This is a genomic window from Mucilaginibacter sp. (assembly GCF_035492695.1).
Lineage (GTDB): Bacteria > Bacteroidota > Bacteroidia > Sphingobacteriales > Sphingobacteriaceae > Mucilaginibacter.
Genome location: NZ_DATJJC010000026.1, coordinates 200,807 through 221,530, shown reverse-complemented (window position 1 = coordinate 221,530; position 20,724 = coordinate 200,807). Strand labels below are relative to the sequence as shown.

The window sequence follows — 20,724 nt, the reverse complement described above, 5'->3', positions numbered from 1 at the left end:
TCCGGTAGAGAGGGGTTGGGGTGAGGCTTACTTTAAACTGCCGATCATATCTTCCGGCTTAACCCATTGGTCGAACTGCTCGTTGGTAAGCAAACCTAAACCGATGGCTGCTTCCCGTAGGGATTGGTTTTGTTTCAAAGCTGTTTTGGCGATCTTGGCGGCATTCTCGTAACCGATGTGCGGGTTCAAAGCTGTCACCAGCATCAGCGAATTTTCGAGGTGCTTTTTGATACCGGCATAATTTGGCTCGATACCAACAGCGCAATGGTCGTTAAAGGATACACAGGCATCGCCTATCAAACGTGCAGATTGCAGGAAGTTGGCTGCCATAACTGGTTTGAAAACATTCAGCTCGTAATGACCGTTTGATCCGGCTATAGATATGGCAACGTCGTTACCCATTACCTGCGCGGCTACCATGGTAACCGCCTCGTTTTGGGTTGGGTTTACTTTGCCCGGCATAATGGACGAGCCCGGCTCGTTATCCGGTATATGTATTTCGCCAATACCCGAGCGAGGGCCAGAGGCCAGCATGCGGATATCGTTGGCAATTTTCATCAGCGAAACAGCGATTTGTTTTAAAGCACCGTGACTTTCCACAATGGCATCATGTGCCGCCAGTGCCTCAAATTTGTTTTCAGCAGTACGAAACGGCAGGCCCGTAAACTTTGCGATATATTCAGCCACCTTTACATCATAACCTTTAGGGGTATTGATACCGGTACCAACGGCGGTGCCGCCAAGGGCTAATTCGGATAAGTGATCAAGTGTATTTCTTAAAGCCTTTAATCCATGATCGAGCTGTGATACATAGCCCGAAAACTCCTGCCCCAAAGTAAGGGGTGTAGCATCCATCAGGTGGGTACGACCGATCTTTACCACGCTTTTAAATGCTTCGGACTTTGCCTTTAGCGTATCACGCAATTTCTCGATGCCCGGTATAGTTACCTCCATCACCATTTTATAGGCGGCGATGTGCATAGCAGTGGGATAGGTATCATTGGATGACTGCGATTTGTTAACATCGTCGTTAGGATGGATGAAGGTTTTGCCTTCGCCCAGTTTATTGCCCTGCAATACATGCGAGCGGTTAGCAACTACCTCGTTCACGTTCATGTTCGATTGCGTGCCCGAGCCGGTTTGCCAGATCACCAGTGGAAATTCGCCGGCAAGTTTGCCTTCCAGTATCTCGTCGCACACCTGTGCTATCAGGTCGCGTTTTTCGGCAGGCAATACGCCGCAATCGGTATTGGTATAGGCGGCAGCTTTCTTCAGGTAAGCAAATGCGCTGATGATCTCCTTCGGCATAGATGCCTCGGGACCTATTTTAAAGTTATTGCGTGAACGTTCGGTTTGTGCGCCCCAGTATTTATCGGCAGGTACCTGTACCTCGCCCATGGTATCGTGTTCAGTTCTGAAACTCATGGTATTTGTAATGAATTATGTGCGGGCAAATTTAGGGTTTTTACCCATGCGGGAGGGAGGGAAATGGTAATATTATTGTTGGGGTTATTTGCTGCCTGTGAGACAAAGGCAGCGGGAGAGCGAAGAGATATCAGGTCTCAGGCACGGAAACTCCTGTAACTATATACTGCCGCGATTAAAATCAAAAATAGAAAAGTTCTGTAAACTAATGCTTTATAGCCAGGTGACAGGTAGTTAAATAAAGAAATTACCAACACTATGCCCAATCCGGCAAAACCTATATTGCTGAATAGATACCAGTAAGGCCAACGAAATAAACTGTATATGATGGCAACGATGGTGACACTAAAAGTAAGCCCCGCAATTATCCTGGTCACTGGTGCTATGCCGGTTCCTGCAAATAACCAATATGATGCGTAAAAATAAAGCATGCTAAGTAGCCCGCCACTTACCAGGGTTATTATTGTAGCGTAGGGAACCCCAAGTTTAAAAAGAGGAGATAAACTGAACAGAAAGAAAGTAATTAAGGGGATAAATTCAAGTAGATGTTTTTTATTCATGTTAAGGTTTGGGTTAAAGGCTCATCCGTGTTTCTGCCATCCATTTGTCCAGCGCTTTTACCTCCGCGTCATGCTCGGCCATCCATTTGGTATTTTCTTCTTTATCGGCACTCCGGCTAACCATGCGTGTAAATGCGGCTATGTTATCGCTTTGCGCCAGGTTCAAAAAATAAGCGGCAAAGAACTTATCAAAAAAATCTTTTTCCTTATCGTCATTAGCCATGTTACCCGCTATGCTAAAGATGTGTTTCAATTCAAACTCCAGCAGATCCATACCCGCCAGTTTCTTTTGGCGGGCCACGGAGACCGTGGTGAATATAACCATGTTTTGCACCGCTATCTCCTGTTTGTCTTTTGGGGATAGAATGATGGTTTGCCGGCCATTAGCGCCGCTTAACGTACCTCCTTTTAATATGCTCTGGATATTGTTATAAGCTTCGGCGCTGCGCGGCGTATTTGGCTCCAGCAGTATAAAGCTGCAAAGGCTCAGTAAGGCGTTCAGGCGCTTATTCTGATGGAGCGTCACCAGTGCATACATCCGCTGGCTGCTCGCGTGCTTCGGGTCCAGCTTGATAGACTCGATAGCTTCGGACTCTGCTTCGGCGTATTGTTTATTCCGGGAATAGGCCAATCCGAGGTTAAAGTGAAGCTGCTGAAAGCCGGGGTTAAGTTTGATGCCTTCCTTATAAGTATCGATAGCCTTTTGGATTTGACGGGTCTGATCATAGATACTGCCCAAAAGCGTATAGGTCGACGCGGTAAGTGTAGCGCTGCCATTGCCTTTGATGGCTTTTTCGGCATAAGGGATGGCCTCATTTCCCCTTCCTGCTGCCTGAAGGCTAAAACCCATTTGATAGTTGGCTTGCGCGTTATTTGAATCGATTTTCAGCGCTGCGTTGTATTTTTCTATGGCGCCGGCATAGTTTCCCTGGTTGTTGAGCTGGGTGCCTTGTCTGACCAGGTCGGCAGCATCGCTGCTACCCTGTGCTTTGGCATAGAAAGTCATGGCCAGCAGGCACCAGATCAGTATTGGTTTTAACAAAGACTTCATTCCCAAATTTAGAACAATTGCCGTTAAAATTCGCGTTTGGTCGCTGCTACCCACTGTTGCAGGTCTTTCAATTCTTTATCATGTTCCTTAAACCAGGCAAGGTTCTCGTCCCGGTAAGCCGATAAGGTAATATAACGGGCAAAAGCAGGCATATTACCCGATTTGGCCAGCTGTTCGAAATAACCTGCATAGTAGTTTTTCACCAGCGGCGGCGCATCCTCGCCTATAATAGACGCAGATATTTGCAGTAAAGAGGTTAGCTCAAACTGAACCGAATCGACCGCAGACAAATTCGTTTTCTTATCAAGCGCGGTGCTTATCGCCAATGGCATTAACAAATTTCCGGCACCCTCGTCAGGATTTACATTTATGGTGATATTTTTGTCGCCAGTGCGCGTAACACCAAAGTTGAGGATAGTTTTGACAAAGTTCAATGCCTCGGGCGAGCGTTTGCTTTGCGGTTCAAGCAGCAGGAAGTCGCACCAGGCCAGCAGCGATATGCCCCGCTTTTTTTGTTTATAAGTTGCCATGGCTAAAATTCGCTGACTGCTCGCGTGTGTGGCATCAAGCTTAACGGCTTTGATAGCAGCCTGCTCCGATTCATGGAATTTACCAAGCCGGTAATAGGTTATAGCGATATTGTAATGCAATCGCTGATAGGTGGAATCGGCGTCTATACCCTTTTTAAAAAGATCAATGGCTTTATCCGATTGGTTCAGGTCGTCGTAAATACTACCCAGCATATCATATCCCCCGGCGGCTTTCGGTTCAAGGGCCAGCACTTTTTCGAGATACGGAATAGCCTCTTTTTCTTTCCCGGTAGTGAATAAGGTATAACCCATTTCGTAATAAGCGTTGGCATACTGCGGGTCGGCTTTAATAGCCTGGTTGTATTTCTCAATGGCCCGGTCGTACTTGCCCGAGTCGTTCAGCGCAACGCCTTGTTTTACAAGCAATTTTGCATCGTCATTATTTTGGGCGAGGGCGGCCAATGAGAGACAAAGCAGCATCGGCAGCAACAAGGTTTTGTGATAGGTTTTCATGTAATAAATTTAATAACAAATCTTCAGTTTTTATTATAGATGCGGATAATGAAGGGAATCCATAAGCTTTATGGATTTTTTTAATACTTCAGATTGAGGGAACCCAGGATAAGTTTGTGATCGGCCGCGCCAAATAAATTTAGTACGGTTATTAACTAAAAGAAGAAAAATGTTTAAAACTTTAGTTTCCCGTGGGATTATAATTTACAATTTTCGCGGACGTTAAATAAGATAGATTAATATACATGAGATCAGTGCTTAAAGGATTAATACCGGTTACCGCGCCCCTGCTAATGTTGATAGCCTGCGGGAATAATAATGCCAGCCCCAAAAAGGTGGCGACTTACACTCCTGGCCCGTTTAACCCTGCCGAGCTTTTAAAATACGATCCTAAACACGAGGATAAACGAATAGATGAGTTTTTTCACAAATTGCACCAAAAGAGTGGCTTCAATGGCGATATACTGGTGGCCAGGCATGGCAAAATAGTTTACGAGAATGCGCTTGGCTGGGCAAACCACCTGACACGCGACAGCCTGAAGATCAATTCGCAGTTCCAGCTGGCATCGGTTACCAAAACCATGACCTCGACCGCTATTATGCAGCTTTGGGAACGCGGTAAGATCAAACTCGACCAGGATGTGCGGGAGTTTTTCCCTAATTTCCCATACCAGGGGGTTACCATTCGTTTACTGCTTACCCACCGGTCGGGCATGATGAACTACGTATATTTTATCGACGATATTTACCGCAAAAACCACCTGAACCAACGCAAGGGCCTTACCAACACCGAGGCTATGAATATGATCGCCGAATATAAGCCTGCGCCGTTCAACAAACCCAATAAACGTTTCCTGTATAACAACTCTAATTTTATGGTGCTTGGTTCGATCATTGAGAAAGTGACCGGCATGAGCTATGCGGAGTATATGAAGGAGAATGTTTTTAAACCCGCCGGCATGACGCATACCGCTGTTTATTCCAAGGCTGTTTATGACAAGATACCGGTTGATGTGGTTGGACACGACCGCAACAGCTGGAAGTATTCGGTAGCGCCAAATTTTCTTGACGGCCCGGTGGGCGATAAGGGTATTTACAGCACCGTTGGCGACCTGTTCCTGTACGACCAGGCCTTGCGGGCAGGACGTTTGATAAAACCTGCCACCCAGGACTCGGCCTATACCGACCGCAACCCAATGATACGCGGGCACTTTAATTATGGCTACGGCTGGCGTTTGTTTGAAGCACCCGGCCAAAAAGTGGTTTACCATACCGGCTGGTGGCATGGTTTCAGGCATATTTATGTGCGCGATCTTAAAAATGATGTTACAATTGTACTGCTGGGAAACCTTGTAAACGGCAGTTTGTTACATTTGGACGACCTGTTCAAAATGGAAAACATGCCGGTTATCCGCAAAGGGGCCTACAATGGTGCCGGAGATACGGCGGAAGATTGATTTTTTTGGTATTTGCTGAAGGGTTGTAAAATTGCAATGTTGGAAAGTTGACCTAACTTTGCCTGGCAATCTTTGTTATTGCTTAAACATATCAAGCATTTAACATTCCAACTTTAAAACAAAAAGAAACCATGTTCGACAAATTATTTGAAGCAAAGCAAAAGGCCGAAGACGTTAAAAAACGGCTTGATGGAATAACCGTTTCCGGCAGCGCCGAGGGCGGGAAGATCAGCGTTGCCGCCAATGGTAACAAGGTGGTACAATCGATCAGCATTGACAACGATTTTCTGAAATCTGCTGATAAAGAGGAATTGGAGGAGTTGCTGGTAGTAGCTGTAAACAAAGCCCTTCAGCAGGCCGAGAATGTGAACCAAAGCGAAATGGCTGCCTTGTCCCAGGAAATGTTCGGCGGATTGGGCGGTATGTTTGGGAAATAAGTTTTCAAAACCTTGTCATTTCGAACGACAGAGAGAAATCTTGAACATTATAGATATTTGCCACTTTTATAAGATTTCTCCTCGTTCCTCGTCGAAATGACAGTACGGTATATACAACAAATATCATTCACTATGAAATTTACATATTACGGACAGTCGGCTTTTGAATTGGAAACCGGCGGCAAGAAACTTTTGTTCGATCCATTTATTTCGCCTAACGAACTGGCCAAACACATCGATGTGAACAGTCTGAAACCGGATTATATTTTATTATCTCACGGGCACGGGGATCATATTGCCGACCTGTTCACCATTCATAAAAACAGCAAGGCGAAGATCATCTGCATTGCCGAAATAGCCAACTGGCTGGGCGGTAAGGGTATCAAAGATGCGCATGGTATGAATATCGGCGGCGGATTCAATTTTGATTTCGGCAGGGTGAAAATGGTTAATGCCATCCACTCCAGTTCCATGCCTGATGGCGCCAATGGCGGTAACCCGGCCGGGTTTGTGATCTATACAGAAAGTAAAAAGATATACTTCGCCGGTGATACCGCTTTAACCTATGATATGAAGCTGCTGGCTGACGAAAATCTTGACTGGGCCATTTTACCAATCGGCGATAATTATACAATGGGGGCCGGCGACGCCATTAAAGCAGCGGGTTTTGTGAATTGCCAAAATGTGATAGGTGTACATTACGATTCGTTCCCGGTGATCAGAATTGATAAGGACGAGGTAGCCGCGAAATTTAAAAACGCGGGGTTGAATTTGCAACTGCCGGGTATAGGTGAAAGTATAGAGCTGTAGCGGCAGATATATCATAACAAAGCCCTCCCAACTTCGTTGAGAGGGCTTTGCCTTTCATGAAGGAATTACATCTGCGTGCTGTCCTTCATTTTCTTCTTGATCTTTACTTTGGTGCCTTTTTTCTTCACCTTCATTTTTACGGTGTCTTTTTTGGTAGTGTCCTGCGCCATTTTTACCGGGGTAAAGGCGTAAGCCGAGCTACCAAAACAGATCGCTGCTAAAGCGATCATCGCCATTGTCTTTTTCATAGGTAACAATATTTGGTTTGAATATTAATAACAATCGGTATGCAGATTGTTTTAAAAATATTCAACCTAAATCACTGTCCCATGCGGTATTATAGCTCTTTTCTTGATCACCACGATACCATCCTGTACAGTGTAGGTCCCGTAATCGCCGTCGTCCAGCTTTTTATTGCCGCAGTTGATCTTTACGTCATCGCCGATGTAGGTGTTTTTGTCGATGATAGCGTTTTTGATGCAGCAGCGGTCGCCGATACCCATAATGGGCGAATTGCTCAGGTTTGATTCCTTGATCTGTTCCAGGGTCTGGTAATTATCGCTGCCCATGATGTAGCAGTTTTCGATAACGGTATCCACACCGATGCGGGTACGGATACCAACGATCGAGCGGGAAATATGGCTGGCATTGATAATGCAGCCATCTGCTATGATAGTTTTTTCAAGATGCGAACCCGACACCTTCGACGGCGGCAGCATCCTTGCACGGGTGAAGATCGGCTGCGAATCAAACAGGTTAAACTTCGGAATATCGTCGGTTAATCCGAGGTTGGCTTCAAAGAACGATGGTATAGTACCGATGTCGGTCCAATAACCCTCGTACTGGTAACTCGCCACGCGGTGATGTGCTATCGAATCGGGGATAATTTCCTTACCAAAGTCGGTCCGGTCGTTCCCCATAAGTAATTCGTATAGTAATTTCCGGTTAAAGACATAGATACCCATCGATGCCAGGTACACCCTGCCTTCGGCCTTCATTTCATCGCTCACTTCCGATGCCCAGCTTTCGAAATCCTTTTTGGGCTTTTCGATAAACGATGTGATCATGTTGTTCGAATCGGTTTTCAATATACCAAAGCCCGGTACGTCATTGGCATGAACCGGTATGGTTGCAATGGAAATTTCGGCATTGGTGTCGATATGATGCTGTATCATATCCTGGAAATCCATTTGGTACAGCTGGTCGCCCGAAAGGATAAGCACATACTCAAATTCATGCACCGCCAAATGATGCAGGCTCTGCCGTACAGCATCGGCGGTACCCTGGTACCAGGCCACGCTGGATGGCGTTTGTTCGGCGGCCAGGATATCGACAAAAGCCGAGCTAAAACTGCTGAAATGGTACGTGTTTTTGATGTGCTTGTTAAGCGACGCTGAATTGAACTGTGTAAGCACGTAAATGCGCGTAATATCCGAATGCAGGCAATTCGAGATCGGGATGTCAACCAAACGGTACTTGCCGCCTATAGGTACGGCAGGTTTGGAGCGTGTTGCGGTAAGGGGCGATAAGCGGCTTCCCTGGCCGCCGCCGAGCACAATGGAAATTACTTTTGATGTCATATAGCAGGTTTTAAACTCTCATAAAGGTTAATATATTCTTTGGCCGACCGATCCCATGAGAAATCGAGGGCCATTATTCGTTTGCGTATCAATTGCAGGTGTGGTGTAGTTTCATACAACCCAATGGCCCTGCCCACGGCATGTATAATATCTTCGGCATTGGCCTGGATAAAGCGGATGCCATAACCACCCTCGTCGCCAAAATCGATCACCGAATCGCGCAGTCCGCCGGTGGTGCGCACTACCGGTACGGTGCCATATCGAAGCGCATATAATTGATTCAGGCCGCAGGGCTCCACGCGCGATGGCATCAGCAGGAAATCCGACCCGGCGTATACCAGGTGTGCCAGCGGCTCGTCGTACCCTATAAATACACTGCACTGGTCGGGAAATTCGGTCTGTAACGCCAATAGTTGGTCCTGCACTTTCACTTCGCCCGCGCCCAGAAGGCAGAAATTTACACCGCCGGGATGCGCCAGTATGCTGCGCTTAATGGCATTAGGCAGCAGATCGGCACCTTTTTCGCCCACCAGGCGACCGATGAACGAGATCAGCGGCCTGTCGGTGGATAGTTTGAACCGCGCGCAAAGCGCCTCCTTATCTTTCTGTTTACCCGATGCCAGCGTCCTGATTGAAAAATTTTCGGGGATCATCGGGTCAGTTTTGGGGTTCCAAACCTCGGTGTCGATACCGTTCAGGATACCCGTGCCTTTATTTCTTTCGAGGTAAAACAGGTATTCCAGCCCGTTGGATTGGTAAGTGAGTTCCTCTAAATAGGTTGGCGATACGGTGGTATATTTCCAGCAGCATTTTACGGCGGCAGCCAATGGGTTAATGGCGCCGTTCCATTCCAGCAAGCCGGTTTTTGACAGGTCGATATCTCCCAGCAGCGACAGCTTGCTCCAGTTGAACGCGCCATGATACTGTCCGTTGTGTATGGTTAATATCGTTGGTATTTCAGCAAGGCGGTGGTATGGCCGCGCATGGTACATCAGGAAGGGAACAAGGCCCGAATGATGATCATGGCAGTGGATAATGTCCGGTGTTTGCTGCGACCAGGTTATCCAATCCAAAAAAGCTACCTGGTAGGCAATAAACTGCTCCGTTTCGTCGGGGTAGCTGTAAACATTCTCCCGGTCGAGCAAACCGGGTATTTTTACCAGGAACAACGGAAAACCAAGCTTATCCGTCCGCTCCTTTAATATCTCGAAGTAAAAACGCCTGGCGCCCAAAAACGACGAAGCCTCAAAAACTACGTCCCACTCGTTTTCCTGCACAAACTTGCGCTCGTAAAACGGCATTACAACAGAGGCGTCAAGCCCCATTTGGTTCTGATATTTGGGTAATGCGCCCACAACATCGGCCAGGCCGCCAACTTTGGCAACAGGGTAACATTCGGCGCTTAGGTGGAAGATTTTCATTAATAGACTATAACCGGTTCAATTTAAGGAACAATTGCTTAAATAAACAACCAATGGGGTCATATTCTGTTTAAAAAACGAATTTTTATTATTTGTTTACCCTCCGGGGCTGTTCGCTTTTTAAATTATAAGCATACCGAACGGTTTTTTGCAAAATCCATATTTTTTGAATGGTAATAGCCGTGGTTTTTGCTAAAGTAATAATTTGGGCTATGCCACATGTCTGACGCGGTAAGTGTTAATTCCTTACTCACTATTGCGCATTCACCACTCACTATTCACCATTCACAACTCATCACACTAAGTGTTCACGTCACCGCCCTTTGCCAAATCATTTTAGACACAAGTGCTTCATTTTCAATTTATTAACAAATTGGAAAACGCAAAAAGTGCCCTATTTTTAACATTTTCGTGAACACTGCTTTTGCTTTTGGTCTGTAAATCAACCAGTTAAAATGTTCACCAGATGACTATTTTTCAACCGTTTTTTCCGCAAAAATCCCGGGAAAACAAAAAAAGGTCAAAAAAGGCCAGAAATAGCTGGTGAGAGGCATCTTTAGCACACCATTCATCCTCAATGCGACTCTCCGGGCATTGCCGTGGATGCAAAAACGCGAGTAACTGTGTAGGCTTTTTTTGGAAATGGATACACTAAGGGATTGAGAAGTATGTTCGCCATGCTTGACGGCCCATCCGCTAAGTAGCGGATTCAAGTTCCTCACAGCTTATAGGCGGGTTGAGATGTGAATTTCCACTTCAATTTTTGTACAATTCAATCGGTCCGAGTACTGTTGCGAGCCAATATCCTGTATTGCATACAAAGTTATCTAAATGCCATCCTTTTGGAACTTTGATCAATGCGGCGTTATCATTACCAAGTCCTAATAATTGAATATTGATAGGCTTTCCAAGTAATTTCCCCATCTGAGATTTTGTCACAGGAACGACCACTTTTGGCGATAGCCATCTACCATTTAATTTTTCAGAAACAGTAAATTCGTTTCCATGCTTTTCAATTTTAATATATTCTTTCATTTGGCCATTATCTTTGACAGAATAGGCTCCAATAAAAACATCAGAAGATTGTGGGGCTATTAACGAGGTACTCGAAAATAGAAATAAGATTAACAGTTTAGTCGTTCCCATTTTTTACATTGATAATACTTGAAACTATTTTAAGGTTATTTTTCAGAGCAATTGTGGTTTAATTAATATAATGACTGGTGTCTGCTACCCATTTCATACGAGTTTTCAATTCATTAAAACAACTAAAAACATATGATTTATGAAAGGGTTTAATCACCCATTTTTTAGGGTAAAAAAAAACCTTATATTAGTTAATTAGGTGGCGCAGTGGGATCATGGTAATCATTTAATCATTAGTTCAAACAACAAACGCCACGAACAACAATTCGCGGCGTTTGCACTTATAATTACTCACGTTATTTATTGGTCCGATTGCGGTTTGCCTATCAGGTTCATAAACTGGTCGAGTTTTGGGGTAATGATAATTTCAGTACGACGGTTGGTTGCCTTACCCCCCGGTGTGCTGTTATCTGCTATCGGGTTGTACTCGCCCCGGCCGCCTGCGGTAAGCCGTTTAGGATCTACATTATAAGTAGTTTGCAGCGCTTGCACAACCGATGAAGCCCGCAAGGCGCTCAAATCCCAGTTGTTGCGGATATTTACCTGCGATATGGGCACATTGTCGGTATTACCCTCTACCAGCACATCATAGCTGGAATAGTCGTTGATGATCTTGGCTATCTTGCTCAGCGTTTCTCCGGCTTTATCCGATATCTGGTAACTGCCCGATTTGTACAGCATATTATCCGCCAAAGAAATATAAACGACACCTTTCAGCACCTTGATGTCCACGTCGCTTTTTTCATCAGCTGTAAGCGAACGCGTGAGGTTATTGGTCAGCACCATATTCAGCGAGTCGCTCTTATTCTTCAGGTCTATCAGGTGCTTGATATACTGGTCTGAAGCCTTGATCTGGTCGGCCAGTTTGGCCACGTTCACATTGCCCTGGTTGCTGCCGGCAAGACACTTGTCGAGCGCGGCCTGCAAGGCAGCCTGGGTCGATTTAGCCTGGTCTATCTGCGTTTGCAGGTTTTGCACCTGGTTTTGCGACACAGCCAGTTCCTGCTGGGTCCTTTGCCAGCTTAGCTTAAGCTTACTATTGGTGTCGAGCGACTTATTGTAATCAGACTGCAGCTGGGCATATTTTTTATTGCTTACGCAACTTTGGAAACAGATGGCTGCCAGCAATATAGCCGGCAGCAGTAATTTTGCTTTCATGATAATTGTGTTTTTAAGTTCATCGCTTATGCGGCGATCATTTAACACAACACCGGTAAGCCCAATAAGTTTAGGTTATAGCTGATTCGCTTTAGTAATAGCATAAATTTTACATTGCAAAAGCGGGCGTGGACGCCCGAACCAGGCTAAGGTTTAGCGCAGACGCTAAACCTGGCGGGTTTGGCTGAAGCCTTCCATTGCCTGTCTCTGGTCCGTTGGCTGAAGCCAACGGCAATAAAATAAATTAGTTCATTGCCGTCCCATTTATGGGACGGATAAATAAGTGAAAAGATAGGGGCTTTAGCCGAAAGCTTTCTATTCTACAACGCATACCTATCTTTCGGACTTACGCGGACTTCCCGACTTTCGGACCAAAATCAATGCGCCTCCAGCCAGTTCGCACCGGTGCCTATCTCGACTAAAATTGGCACATTGGTTTTGATGGCGTTCCTCATGCCTTCGCTGATGATGGGTTTTATCTTTTCCACCTCGTGGTTGGGCACGTCAAACACCAACTCGTCATGCACCTGCATGGTCATGCGGGCATCCATTTTTTGGGCCTTCAATTCGCGGTGAATGTTGATCATGGCTATCTTGATCATATCCGCCGCCGAGCCCTGTATAGGCGCATTGATGGCATTTCGTTCGGCAAAGCCGCGCACGGTAGCATTGGCCGAATTGATATCGCGCAGGTAGCGGCGGCGACCCATCAGGGTGCACACATAACCATTCTCGCGGGCAAAATTCATGGTATCGGCCATGTATTGTTTAATGCCCGAGTATTGGGTAAAGTAGTTCTCAATGATCTCGGCAGCCTCCTTGCGGGGTATGCCCAAACTTTGTGACAAGCCAAACGCCGACTGTCCATAGATGATGCCGAAGTTAACCGCCTTGGCGTTTCGGCGCTCATCGCTGGTTACTTCGTGCAGTTCCTTGCCGTATACTTTAGCGGCTGTAGCGGTGTGGATATCGAGGTTTTTGGCGAAGGCATCCAGCATGTTGGCGTCCTTGCTGATCTCCGCTATGATGCGCAATTCGATCTGCGAATAATCCGCCGAAACGATGGTATGGTTCTCATCACGCGGGATAAATGCCTTGCGAACCTCGCGGCCGCGTTCGGTTCGGATCGGGATATTTTGCAGGTTGGGGTTGGTGGAGCTTAAACGCCCGGTGGCGGCCACCGCCTGGTTATAGGAGGTATGCACGCGGCCGGTTTTGGGGCTCACCATTTGCGGCAAGGCGTCAACATAAGTCGATTTCAATTTTTGCAATTGGCGGTAATCCAAAATATCGCGCACAATATCACTTTTGGAGGCCAGGGCAAGTAGCACATCCTCGCCGGTTTGGTATTGGCCTGTTTTGGTTTTTTTTGCTTTCGGGTCGAGCATCAGTTTCTCAAACAGCACCTCGCCCAACTGCTTTGGCGATGCAATATTAAAGCGGACGCCGGCCTTGTCATAAACCGTTCTTTCCAGTTTGGCAATGTCGCCTACCAGTTCTTTTGAAAATTCGGCCAGCGTATTATGGTCTATGCGCACACCTTCGTACTCCATATCGGCAAGTACATAAATCAGGGGGCACTCAATATCGTTGATCAATTTTTCGGCCTCGGCCTGTTTCACTTTCGGCTGGAAAACATCGTGCAGCTGCAGGGTAATGTCGGCATCTTCGGCAGCGTACTCTTTTATCTTTTCCAACTCTACATCGCGCATACTGCCCTGGGCCTTGCCCTTGGGGCCTATCAGCTCGGTAATGGAAACAGGGCTGTAACCGAGGTAATTTTCCGACATCACATCCATATTATGGCGTGTATCCGGATCGAGCACGTAATGTGCCAGCATGGTGTCGAACAGGGCGCCCCTCACCTGTACACCGTACCATTTTAGCATCAGCACATCAAACTTGATATTCTGGCCTATTTTACCGATGTTCTCGTCTTCTAAAACGGTCTTAAATTCGTCAACGATAACCTGTGCCTCTTTTTGATCGGCAGGAACTGGCACGTACCAGCCGTGATGATGTTTTATGGCGAATGACAGTCCTACCAATTCGCAATGGTTGGCGTCAGTCCCCGTAGTCTCAGTATCGAAGCAAATGGTTTTTTGCTGTTTCAGTTCGGCTATCAGTCCGGCGCGTTTCTCTTTGGTATCGGCAAGAATGTATTCGTGCTCAACGTTATTGATGTTTTTGCCTGGTTCGGGCTGCCCTTCGGGTTCGGCTATATCCTGCACATCCACTGTCATCGTGGTACGGCCCGAAGATACCGGTTCGCCAAACAGGTCGGTTTGGATAGATACCGCCCGGGTTTCGGTAATGCTGAAATCGTCGCCAAATACACGGCGGCCCAGGGTACGGAATTCCAGTTCAGCAAACAACGGCTCCAGCAGGTCTTTACTTGGCGCGCACATTTCCAGCCCGGCCTCATCCAGCTCGACCGGCGCATTCAGGTTGATAGTAGCGAGGCGTTTGGACAGCAAGCCCTGCTCGGCAAATTGCTCGACATTTTCGCGCTGCTTGCCCTTTAATTCGTGGCTGTTGGCAATGATATTCTCCATCGAGCCATATTGCTTGATGAGCGCCTTCGCTGTCTTTTCACCAATACCAGGAATGCCGGGGATATTATCCACAGCATCGCCCCAAAGGCCGAGGATGTCTATCACTTGCAGCGGATCATTAACTTCCCATTTTTCCAGTACTTCCTTCACGCCCATTATTTCCACCTCGTTACCCTGGCGGCCCGGCTTATACAGTTTGATATTGTCGGAAACCAGCTGCGCGAAATCCTTGTCGGGCGTCATGCAGTAAACCTGGTAGCCTTTAGCTTCGGCTTTTTTGGCAAGGGTGCCGATGATGTCATCCGCCTCATAACCGTCCGAAGTTATTAGCGGTATATTAAATCCTAAAACAATCTTAAAAATATAAGGGAGGGCAGCAGCCAGGTCCTCAGGCATTGATTCGCGCTGAGCCTTGTAGGCTTCAAATTCGGTGTGGCGCTCGGTAGGTGCATCGGTATCAAAAACTACGGCCATGTGGGTAGGCCTTTCTTTTTTCAGCACATCCAGCAGCGTATTGGTAAAGCCCAGCATTGCCGAGGTATTGAGGCCGCCGGAAGTAAAACGCGGGGTTTTGCTCAACGCGAAATGAGCCCGGTAAATAAGCGCCATGCCGTCCAAAAGAAAAAGCTTCTTCATATGATTTTTGATTACACTGATTACTGTGTGATTACACCGATGGTTTAAAATGATTGCACCGATTTTCAAAAATACATACTAATCCATGTAATCAAAATCCAATCAGTGGAATCCTGTTACAATCGGTGGAATCACTATTTAAAAGAGCAGTCGGGCAAGTGATCGTTTACCATGCCGGTGGCCTGCATGTGGGCATAACAAATGGTAGTACCGAAAAATTTGAAGCCGCGTTTTTTCATGTCCTTGCTGATCGCATCCGAAATGGGGGTACTGGCAGGTATTTTATGGGTATGATTAATTATTGGCCTGCCATCGGGCATAAAGCTGTACAGGTATTTATCGAACGAGCCAAACTCCTTTTGCACTTCGATAAATAACTTAGCGTTATTAATAGCCGCCAGAATTTTTAACCGGTTTCGGATGATACCCGTATCCTGCATCAGGCGCTCTACATCCTCATCAGTAAAGGCTGCTACTTTATGCACATCAAAATTTGCAAAGGCACTGCGGTAACCTTCGCGCCGCCGCAGGATGGTGATCCAGCTTAAACCTGCCTGGGCCGATTCAAGGATCAGAAATTCGAACAGGACCTTATCGTCGTGCACTTCTTTGCCCCATTCTTCGTCGTGGTATTTAATGTAAAGTTCGTCGGTTCCCGGCCATGTACAGCGTTTAATTTCAGTTGGCAGTTTTGAGTTGGCAGTTGGCATATTTACTTGATTTTTAAAATAAAAACGATGTCATTGCGAGCGTAGCGTGGCAACCTCTTCGCATGCATGGCGACAGGATTGCTTCGTCGTTCCTTCTCGCAATGACACGGAGGCTTATAATCCACACAACTCATCCCAATATTCCACCGCTCTGCGGTAGTGAGGAATAACGATAGACCCACCAACCAAATTTGCGATCATAAACACCTCGTTCATTTCATCATGGTTTACGCCGGCTTCATGGCATTTGCCCAGGTGGTATTTGATGCAGTCGTCGCAGCGCAGCACCATGGAGGCTACCAGGCCCAGCATTTCCTTTGTTTTTACATCCAGCGCACCATCGGCATAAGTGGTGGTGTCCAGCGCGAAAAAACGTTTAATATTGGTATTGGCCGACTCCATGATCCTGTCGTTCATCCTGGTACGATAGGCGTTGAAATCATCTTCTAATTTTCCCATTAAATTAATTATTGAGTTGAAATAGTATTGCAAAAAACATATACTTTAGCAAACCTAAATTTTATATATGAAATATTTATTTTGTCTGACAGTTTTATCCTTCCTGATTTTCCAGGACGCTGAGGCCCAGCATAATTACAGACCCGCCTACATTGTCGACCTTAAAAGTGATACTTTAAAAGGGTTTATTGATTACAAAGAATGGGAAAATAATCCGAAGCAGATTTCATTTAAAAGTAATTTAAATCAGTCGGCGCCAACACAATTTTCTGCCGCCAACATGGTCGCGTTTGGCATAAATGGAGCCGAATATTACCATAAATTTATCGTGTCTAAAAGCAAAGGTCAAACCAATCCAAATAAATTATCCATTGGCATTGATACCGGCAAAACGACAGACACCGCATTCTTAAAAGTTGTTGTGGCCGGGAAAAGTGTTTCCCTATTCAGTTTGACAGACGACATCAAGACCCGGTATTACATCACCAGCACCGAAGACCGGCAGGCCCATGAGCTGGATTACTACATATTTTATATCGCGGAGAATAATGTAAAGGTTCAAACTTTATTTACTTTCAGGAATCAATTAAAATTGGTTGCTGATCATTACAATAAGGACAGCGCCAAATTAACGGAAGATATAAAATACGCCAATTACAGGGAGCGCGATCTTAGGGAAGTAGTCGATCTTATAAACGGCGAAAGTTCGCAAAGCTTTACGCCTCCGGGTGTTTTCGGGGCCAGGGTTTTTGCTGGCGCTGGTGCCAGGTTCAATAAGCTTAATGCCGGCGGTGGTGGGGCTTTCTTTCCAAATGGCACCAATCAAAGCGTAACTTCCCCCGTAGTATCCGCCGGTGCCGACTTTTTCTTGAATAAATACACCAAAAAGTTTGTTTTCAGGGCCGAAATAGAATACTCGGGGTCACATTTTACCATCCCTTCAACAGTAATTGACGGTGGCGGCACAACGGCATCTCTTGATTTTAAACAATATAATGTATCTGTAGTTCCGCAGGTCATCTACAACGTATATTCTACCGATCAGTTTAAGGTATTTCTTGATGGGGGTATTGCTCTCAATTTCTCGTCTTACAACAAATATGCTTACCAGGTTAATTTCAACAACGTATCCACAACAAGCACACCCAATTATCCTGCACTTTTGCATTACTGGAATATGTTCAGACTGGGAACAGGGGTTGTTATCGGTGAAAAGGTACAAATAAATGCTTCTTATGGCTTGTCGGCCCCCATCTCTTCAAGCCACGCCTATGATGTTAAAATTTCATATTACCAGTTTGGCGTGAACTATTTATTCTGATATTTACGGGTAAATTCAGTTTTTATGGAAACTTTAGCGCCCAATTTTTTTACAAGGAACATACAGGAAACGGTAGCACTTTACACATTGCTGGGATTCAAAGTAGCCATGTCGGTACCCGAGCAGGGCGACGAACTGGTGTGGGTGATGATGGTGAACGGCGGCGTTACCATTATGTTCCAGACCTTCGACAGTTTGGAGGAAGAACTGCCCGAGATAAGCCGGAACGATGGTGGCTCGCTGCTGCTGTATATCAACCTGAAAAATATTCGCGAGTTTTTTGAATCGGTAAAAGATAAAGTGAAAGTATTAAAGGGGCTCGAAAAAACTTTTTATGGCGCCACCGAATTCTCTATATTGGACAACAATAATTATGTCCTCACTTTTGCCGAACACGAATGATCACCTTTAAACGCGCCGACCATATCCATATCTGCGTTCCGCCGGAACGGCTGGAAGAAGCGCGTAAATTTTACACAGATGTCGTCGGCCTTAAACCAGCCCACCGCCCGGAGGTTTTCAAACATCCCGGTTACTGGTTTGAAATAGGAGACATCGGTCTTCATATCGGCATCGAGCCGGGCCTGTTGAGCACCTCGCGCCATAGTGCATTCGAAGTTGCAAACCTGGATGCAGCCCGCGAGCAGCTCGAATCAAACGGCGTTAAAACTTATGAAGAAGAGAAGATAGCCGACCGCGACCGTTTCTTTTTTCTCGACCCGTTTGGGAACCGGATGGAGTTGCTGGAATACACTGTTTAAGATCGTCGAAATTGGCCTCACCTAAGTCCTCTCCAGGGGAGAGGACTTTAATCGTTCGGCACTAATTAAAAAGTACTAATCGATAAAATCCTATAATCGTGTCTTTAGCAAGTTCCGGGTTTAACACGACATCAAAATAGTGCTATCTTCGAAACATGAACGCAACCGCAACCATCACAAAAAACAGGATAACTTCCATCGACTTTCTGCGTGGCACCATCATGATCATCATGGCGCTCGACCATGTGCGCGATTATTTATTTTTCGGCTCATTTTATTTCGACCCGCTCGATCTCACCAAAACAAGCGGGGCGCTTTTCTTCACCCGCTGGATAACACATTTTTGCGCTCCCATATTTTTGCTGCTGGCGGGTACCTCGGCTTACCTGATGGGCCGGAAGAAAAGCAAAAGCGAACTCTCCGTTTTCCTGGTGAAACGCGGCCTCTGGCTGGTTTTACTCGAGATGATCGTCGTAAACTTTGGCTGGAACTTTAACCCTGCCTTCCCTATGTTCTTTTTCATCACGATATGGGCACTGGGTGTAAGTATGATAGCACTGGCTGCGTTGATCCACCTGCCGAAAAGGCTTTTGCTCGTACTCAGCATTGCTATCATCGCGGGGCATAATCTTTTGGATCATATACATGTTCCTGGAAATACCCTGGCGGGTTTCGGCTGGTCATTACTGCACGATCAGCAATTTTTTACCTGGCATAACGAAATGCTTTTGGTAGGATACCCCATCATCCCGCTGTTTGCGATAATGTCACTGGGGTATTGCCTGGGAGAATTATTCACATCGGAATTCGATACGGCGAAGCGGAAAAAGATATTGGCAACCGTGGGATTTTCGGCCCTGGCTTTATTCGTGGTGCTGCGGTACAGCAATATATACGGCGACCCAGTAAAGTGGAGCACCCAAAAGGATGGCTTTTTCACCTTTCTCTCGTTCCTGAACGTGAATAAGTACCCGCCGTCTTTATTGTATGTATTGCTCACCATCGGTTCGGCCTGCGTGTTCCTGGCATTCGCCGAGAAAGTGCAGAATGGTGTTGTAAAAGTAGTTTCAGTGTACGGGCGGGTCCCCATGTTCTATTACCTCATCCATATTTATATCATCCACCTCATCGCTGTAATATCATCTGCTGTAACGCCCGGGCAGGACTGGCATCGCTGGTTAATGGATAAACCAATATGGTTTACTACCAATCTGAAGGGTTACGGATTTTCGTTACCGGTGACGTACTTAATATGGATCGCTATAGTAGTTGGCCTATACCCGCTATGCAAAAAATACGATGCCTATAAGCAAAAGCATAAGGAAAAATGGTGGCTGAGTTACCTGTAAAACACGATTAAGGGATTTAATTGATTTGTAGGGTCTGCCTCACCTAAATCCTCTCCAAAGGAAAGGACTTTTCCTTTCTTTCGAACTCCCGCCTGTACCTCTCTCTCCTTTGGAGAGGGCCGGGGTGAGGCTTAATCCTTAATCGTGTTCACCTGTCAGTACCCCGCCTGATTTGTCTTTTTCTTTCTACCTTTACACACCAATTGCTTACCATGAGTAACGAATTTAAACGCCCGATACGTGTACTGGTTGCCAAAGTGGGCCTTGACGGGCACGACCGTGGTGCGCGCATCATCGCTACCAGCCTGCGCGACGCGGGTATGGAGGTGATCTATACCGGTCTGCGGCAGACGCCCGAAATGGTGGTGAATACCGCCTTGCAGGAGGATGTGGACGCAATAGGCGTATCCATACTTTCCGGGGCGCACATGACCGTTTTCCCCAGGATCATTAACCTGATGAAGGAAAAAGGTATGGACGATGTACTGGTAACAGGCGGCGGTATAATACCCGAAAGTGATATGACAGAGCTGAAAGGGCTGGGTGTTGGCGAACTGTTCCCACCGGGAACAACTACGGCTGAAATTGTAAAATATATTACCAATTGGGTGCATGAGCACCGTAATTTTTAGAGAAAAAATTATTCGCCCGTCCGTTTAGGATTCAAAAGCGCAAAGGCCCGACAAAAAACGCGGGCCTGGGAGCCTGGCCCAATGTCATTAAGTTAAGCAAGTCGTCTACTCGACTCACCCGGTCGTTGCTTCGCCCGACCACCCTCTCTACTTCGTAAAGAGGGTTTAAATGCCCTCTTTATGCGCAGCAAAGAGAGGGCCGACCAGCGTAGC

20 protein-coding genes are annotated in these 20,724 nt (G+C 46.3%); 8 read left to right on the top strand and 12 right to left on the bottom strand.

Annotated elements, in window-relative coordinates; all coding sequences use genetic code 11:
- Window positions 1–27: 27 nt before the first annotated feature.
- From fumC to VL525_RS16060, 4 genes are all read right to left on the bottom strand, one after another.
- On the bottom strand, window positions 28–1,425 hold the full coding sequence (gene fumC, locus VL525_RS16075; RefSeq protein WP_325388058.1) for a class II fumarate hydratase: 1,398 nt from the start codon (window positions 1,423–1,425) through the stop codon (window positions 28–30).
- Between the two features lie 137 nt (window positions 1,426–1,562).
- Window positions 1,563–1,985 (bottom strand): hypothetical protein, encoded by a 423-nt coding sequence (locus tag VL525_RS16070; protein ID WP_325388057.1) that lies wholly within the window; start codon window positions 1,983–1,985, stop codon window positions 1,563–1,565.
- Between the two features lie 13 nt (window positions 1,986–1,998).
- Entirely contained in the window at window positions 1,999–3,036 is a 1,038-nt protein-coding gene (locus VL525_RS16065) for a tetratricopeptide repeat protein (RefSeq protein WP_325388056.1), read from the bottom strand.
- A 23-nt stretch (window positions 3,037–3,059) separates the two neighbouring features.
- The gene (locus VL525_RS16060) at window positions 3,060–4,079 is read right to left on the bottom strand and encodes a tetratricopeptide repeat protein (RefSeq protein ID WP_325388055.1); all 1,020 of its coding nucleotides are present in this window, start codon (window positions 4,077–4,079) and stop codon (window positions 3,060–3,062) included.
- 245 nt (window positions 4,080–4,324) lie between these two features.
- On the opposite strand from VL525_RS16060, the gene VL525_RS16055 reads away from it, so the two are divergent.
- From VL525_RS16055 to VL525_RS16045, 3 genes are all read left to right on the top strand, one after another.
- Window positions 4,325–5,536, top strand: coding sequence for a serine hydrolase domain-containing protein (locus tag VL525_RS16055; protein ID WP_325388054.1), 1,212 nt, complete (start codon window positions 4,325–4,327; stop codon window positions 5,534–5,536).
- A gap of 131 nt (window positions 5,537–5,667) precedes the next feature.
- Window positions 5,668–5,973, top strand: a complete 306-nt coding sequence (locus VL525_RS16050) for a YbaB/EbfC family nucleoid-associated protein (protein ID WP_325388053.1) — start codon at window positions 5,668–5,670, stop codon at window positions 5,971–5,973.
- Window positions 5,974–6,105: 132 nt separating this feature from the next.
- Window positions 6,106–6,783: a metal-dependent hydrolase gene (locus VL525_RS16045; protein ID WP_325388052.1), complete on the top strand. Its 678-nt coding sequence runs from the start codon at window positions 6,106–6,108 to the stop codon at window positions 6,781–6,783.
- A gap of 65 nt (window positions 6,784–6,848) precedes the next feature.
- Here the strand turns inward: VL525_RS16045 and VL525_RS16040 are convergent, their stop codons facing one another.
- The 8 genes from VL525_RS16040 to VL525_RS16005 form a co-directional block, all read right to left on the bottom strand.
- Entirely contained in the window at window positions 6,849–7,031 is a 183-nt protein-coding gene (locus VL525_RS16040; RefSeq protein WP_325388051.1) for a hypothetical protein, read from the bottom strand.
- A 66-nt stretch (window positions 7,032–7,097) separates the two neighbouring features.
- Complete coding sequence (locus tag VL525_RS16035; protein WP_325388050.1) at window positions 7,098–8,363, bottom strand: glucose-1-phosphate adenylyltransferase; 1,266 nt, start codon at window positions 8,361–8,363, stop codon at window positions 7,098–7,100.
- Complete coding sequence (locus VL525_RS16030; protein WP_325388049.1) at window positions 8,360–9,784, bottom strand: glycogen synthase; 1,425 nt, start codon at window positions 9,782–9,784, stop codon at window positions 8,360–8,362. The genes VL525_RS16035 and VL525_RS16030 overlap by 4 nt, the downstream gene beginning before the upstream one ends.
- A 756-nt stretch (window positions 9,785–10,540) precedes the next feature.
- On the bottom strand, window positions 10,541–10,930 hold the full coding sequence (locus VL525_RS16025; protein ID WP_325388048.1) for a hypothetical protein: 390 nt from the start codon (window positions 10,928–10,930) through the stop codon (window positions 10,541–10,543).
- Window positions 10,931–11,230: 300 nt separating this feature from the next.
- Window positions 11,231–12,088: an OmpA family protein gene (locus tag VL525_RS16020; protein WP_325388047.1), complete on the bottom strand. Its 858-nt coding sequence runs from the start codon at window positions 12,086–12,088 to the stop codon at window positions 11,231–11,233.
- A gap of 377 nt (window positions 12,089–12,465) precedes the next feature.
- The gene (gene polA, locus VL525_RS16015) at window positions 12,466–15,279 is read right to left on the bottom strand and encodes a DNA polymerase I (protein WP_325388046.1); all 2,814 of its coding nucleotides are present in this window, start codon (window positions 15,277–15,279) and stop codon (window positions 12,466–12,468) included.
- A gap of 134 nt (window positions 15,280–15,413) precedes the next feature.
- Window positions 15,414–15,989, bottom strand: a complete 576-nt coding sequence (locus tag VL525_RS16010; protein ID WP_325388045.1) for a DNA-3-methyladenine glycosylase I — start codon at window positions 15,987–15,989, stop codon at window positions 15,414–15,416.
- A 114-nt stretch (window positions 15,990–16,103) separates the two neighbouring features.
- The gene (locus VL525_RS16005) at window positions 16,104–16,448 is read right to left on the bottom strand and encodes a carboxymuconolactone decarboxylase family protein (RefSeq protein ID WP_325388044.1); all 345 of its coding nucleotides are present in this window, start codon (window positions 16,446–16,448) and stop codon (window positions 16,104–16,106) included.
- A gap of 67 nt (window positions 16,449–16,515) precedes the next feature.
- On the opposite strand from VL525_RS16005, the gene VL525_RS16000 reads away from it, so the two are divergent.
- From VL525_RS16000 to VL525_RS15980, 5 genes are all read left to right on the top strand, one after another.
- Window positions 16,516–17,769, top strand: coding sequence for a hypothetical protein (locus tag VL525_RS16000; RefSeq protein WP_325388043.1), 1,254 nt, complete (start codon window positions 16,516–16,518; stop codon window positions 17,767–17,769).
- Between the two features lie 24 nt (window positions 17,770–17,793).
- Complete coding sequence (locus VL525_RS15995) at window positions 17,794–18,171, top strand: VOC family protein (RefSeq protein ID WP_325388042.1); 378 nt, start codon at window positions 17,794–17,796, stop codon at window positions 18,169–18,171.
- Window positions 18,168–18,530: a VOC family protein gene (locus VL525_RS15990; protein ID WP_325388041.1), complete on the top strand. Its 363-nt coding sequence runs from the start codon at window positions 18,168–18,170 to the stop codon at window positions 18,528–18,530. The genes VL525_RS15995 and VL525_RS15990 overlap by 4 nt, the downstream gene beginning before the upstream one ends.
- Window positions 18,531–18,685: 155 nt before the next feature.
- The gene (locus tag VL525_RS15985; protein WP_325388040.1) at window positions 18,686–19,879 is read left to right on the top strand and encodes a DUF1624 domain-containing protein; all 1,194 of its coding nucleotides are present in this window, start codon (window positions 18,686–18,688) and stop codon (window positions 19,877–19,879) included.
- A gap of 212 nt (window positions 19,880–20,091) precedes the next feature.
- Window positions 20,092–20,511: a cobalamin B12-binding domain-containing protein gene (locus VL525_RS15980; protein WP_325388039.1), complete on the top strand. Its 420-nt coding sequence runs from the start codon at window positions 20,092–20,094 to the stop codon at window positions 20,509–20,511.
- Window positions 20,512–20,724: the final 213 nt, after the last annotated feature.

What these genes read in the sequence shown, in the direction of transcription:
- VL525_RS16010 (WP_325388045.1), bottom strand. Translation starts at nt 15,989, where the DNA reads ATGCCAACTGCCAACTCAAAACTGCCAACTGAAATTAAACGCTGTACA.
- VL525_RS15980 (WP_325388039.1), top strand. Translation starts at nt 20,092, where the DNA reads ATGAGTAACGAATTTAAACGCCCGATACGTGTACTGGTTGCCAAAGTG.
- polA (WP_325388046.1), bottom strand. Translation starts at nt 15,279, where the DNA reads ATGAAGAAGCTTTTTCTTTTGGACGGCATGGCGCTTATTTACCGGGCT.
- VL525_RS15995 (WP_325388042.1), top strand. Translation starts at nt 17,794, where the DNA reads ATGGAAACTTTAGCGCCCAATTTTTTTACAAGGAACATACAGGAAACG.
- VL525_RS16030 (WP_325388049.1), bottom strand. Translation starts at nt 9,784, where the DNA reads ATGAAAATCTTCCACCTAAGCGCCGAATGTTACCCTGTTGCCAAAGTT.
- VL525_RS16055 (WP_325388054.1), top strand. Translation starts at nt 4,325, where the DNA reads ATGAGATCAGTGCTTAAAGGATTAATACCGGTTACCGCGCCCCTGCTA.
- VL525_RS16050 (WP_325388053.1), top strand. Translation starts at nt 5,668, where the DNA reads ATGTTCGACAAATTATTTGAAGCAAAGCAAAAGGCCGAAGACGTTAAA.
- VL525_RS16045 (WP_325388052.1), top strand. Translation starts at nt 6,106, where the DNA reads ATGAAATTTACATATTACGGACAGTCGGCTTTTGAATTGGAAACCGGC.
- VL525_RS16025 (WP_325388048.1), bottom strand. Translation starts at nt 10,930, where the DNA reads ATGGGAACGACTAAACTGTTAATCTTATTTCTATTTTCGAGTACCTCG.
- VL525_RS16070 (WP_325388057.1), bottom strand. Translation starts at nt 1,985, where the DNA reads ATGAATAAAAAACATCTACTTGAATTTATCCCCTTAATTACTTTCTTT.
- VL525_RS16000 (WP_325388043.1), top strand. Translation starts at nt 16,516, where the DNA reads ATGAAATATTTATTTTGTCTGACAGTTTTATCCTTCCTGATTTTCCAG.
- VL525_RS16005 (WP_325388044.1), bottom strand. Translation starts at nt 16,448, where the DNA reads ATGGGAAAATTAGAAGATGATTTCAACGCCTATCGTACCAGGATGAAC.
- VL525_RS16060 (WP_325388055.1), bottom strand. Translation starts at nt 4,079, where the DNA reads ATGAAAACCTATCACAAAACCTTGTTGCTGCCGATGCTGCTTTGTCTC.
- VL525_RS16035 (WP_325388050.1), bottom strand. Translation starts at nt 8,363, where the DNA reads ATGACATCAAAAGTAATTTCCATTGTGCTCGGCGGCGGCCAGGGAAGC.
- VL525_RS16065 (WP_325388056.1), bottom strand. Translation starts at nt 3,036, where the DNA reads ATGAAGTCTTTGTTAAAACCAATACTGATCTGGTGCCTGCTGGCCATG.
- VL525_RS15990 (WP_325388041.1), top strand. Translation starts at nt 18,168, where the DNA reads ATGATCACCTTTAAACGCGCCGACCATATCCATATCTGCGTTCCGCCG.
- VL525_RS16040 (WP_325388051.1), bottom strand. Translation starts at nt 7,031, where the DNA reads ATGAAAAAGACAATGGCGATGATCGCTTTAGCAGCGATCTGTTTTGGT.
- fumC (WP_325388058.1), bottom strand. Translation starts at nt 1,425, where the DNA reads ATGAGTTTCAGAACTGAACACGATACCATGGGCGAGGTACAGGTACCT.
- VL525_RS16020 (WP_325388047.1), bottom strand. Translation starts at nt 12,088, where the DNA reads ATGAAAGCAAAATTACTGCTGCCGGCTATATTGCTGGCAGCCATCTGT.
- VL525_RS15985 (WP_325388040.1), top strand. Translation starts at nt 18,686, where the DNA reads ATGAACGCAACCGCAACCATCACAAAAAACAGGATAACTTCCATCGAC.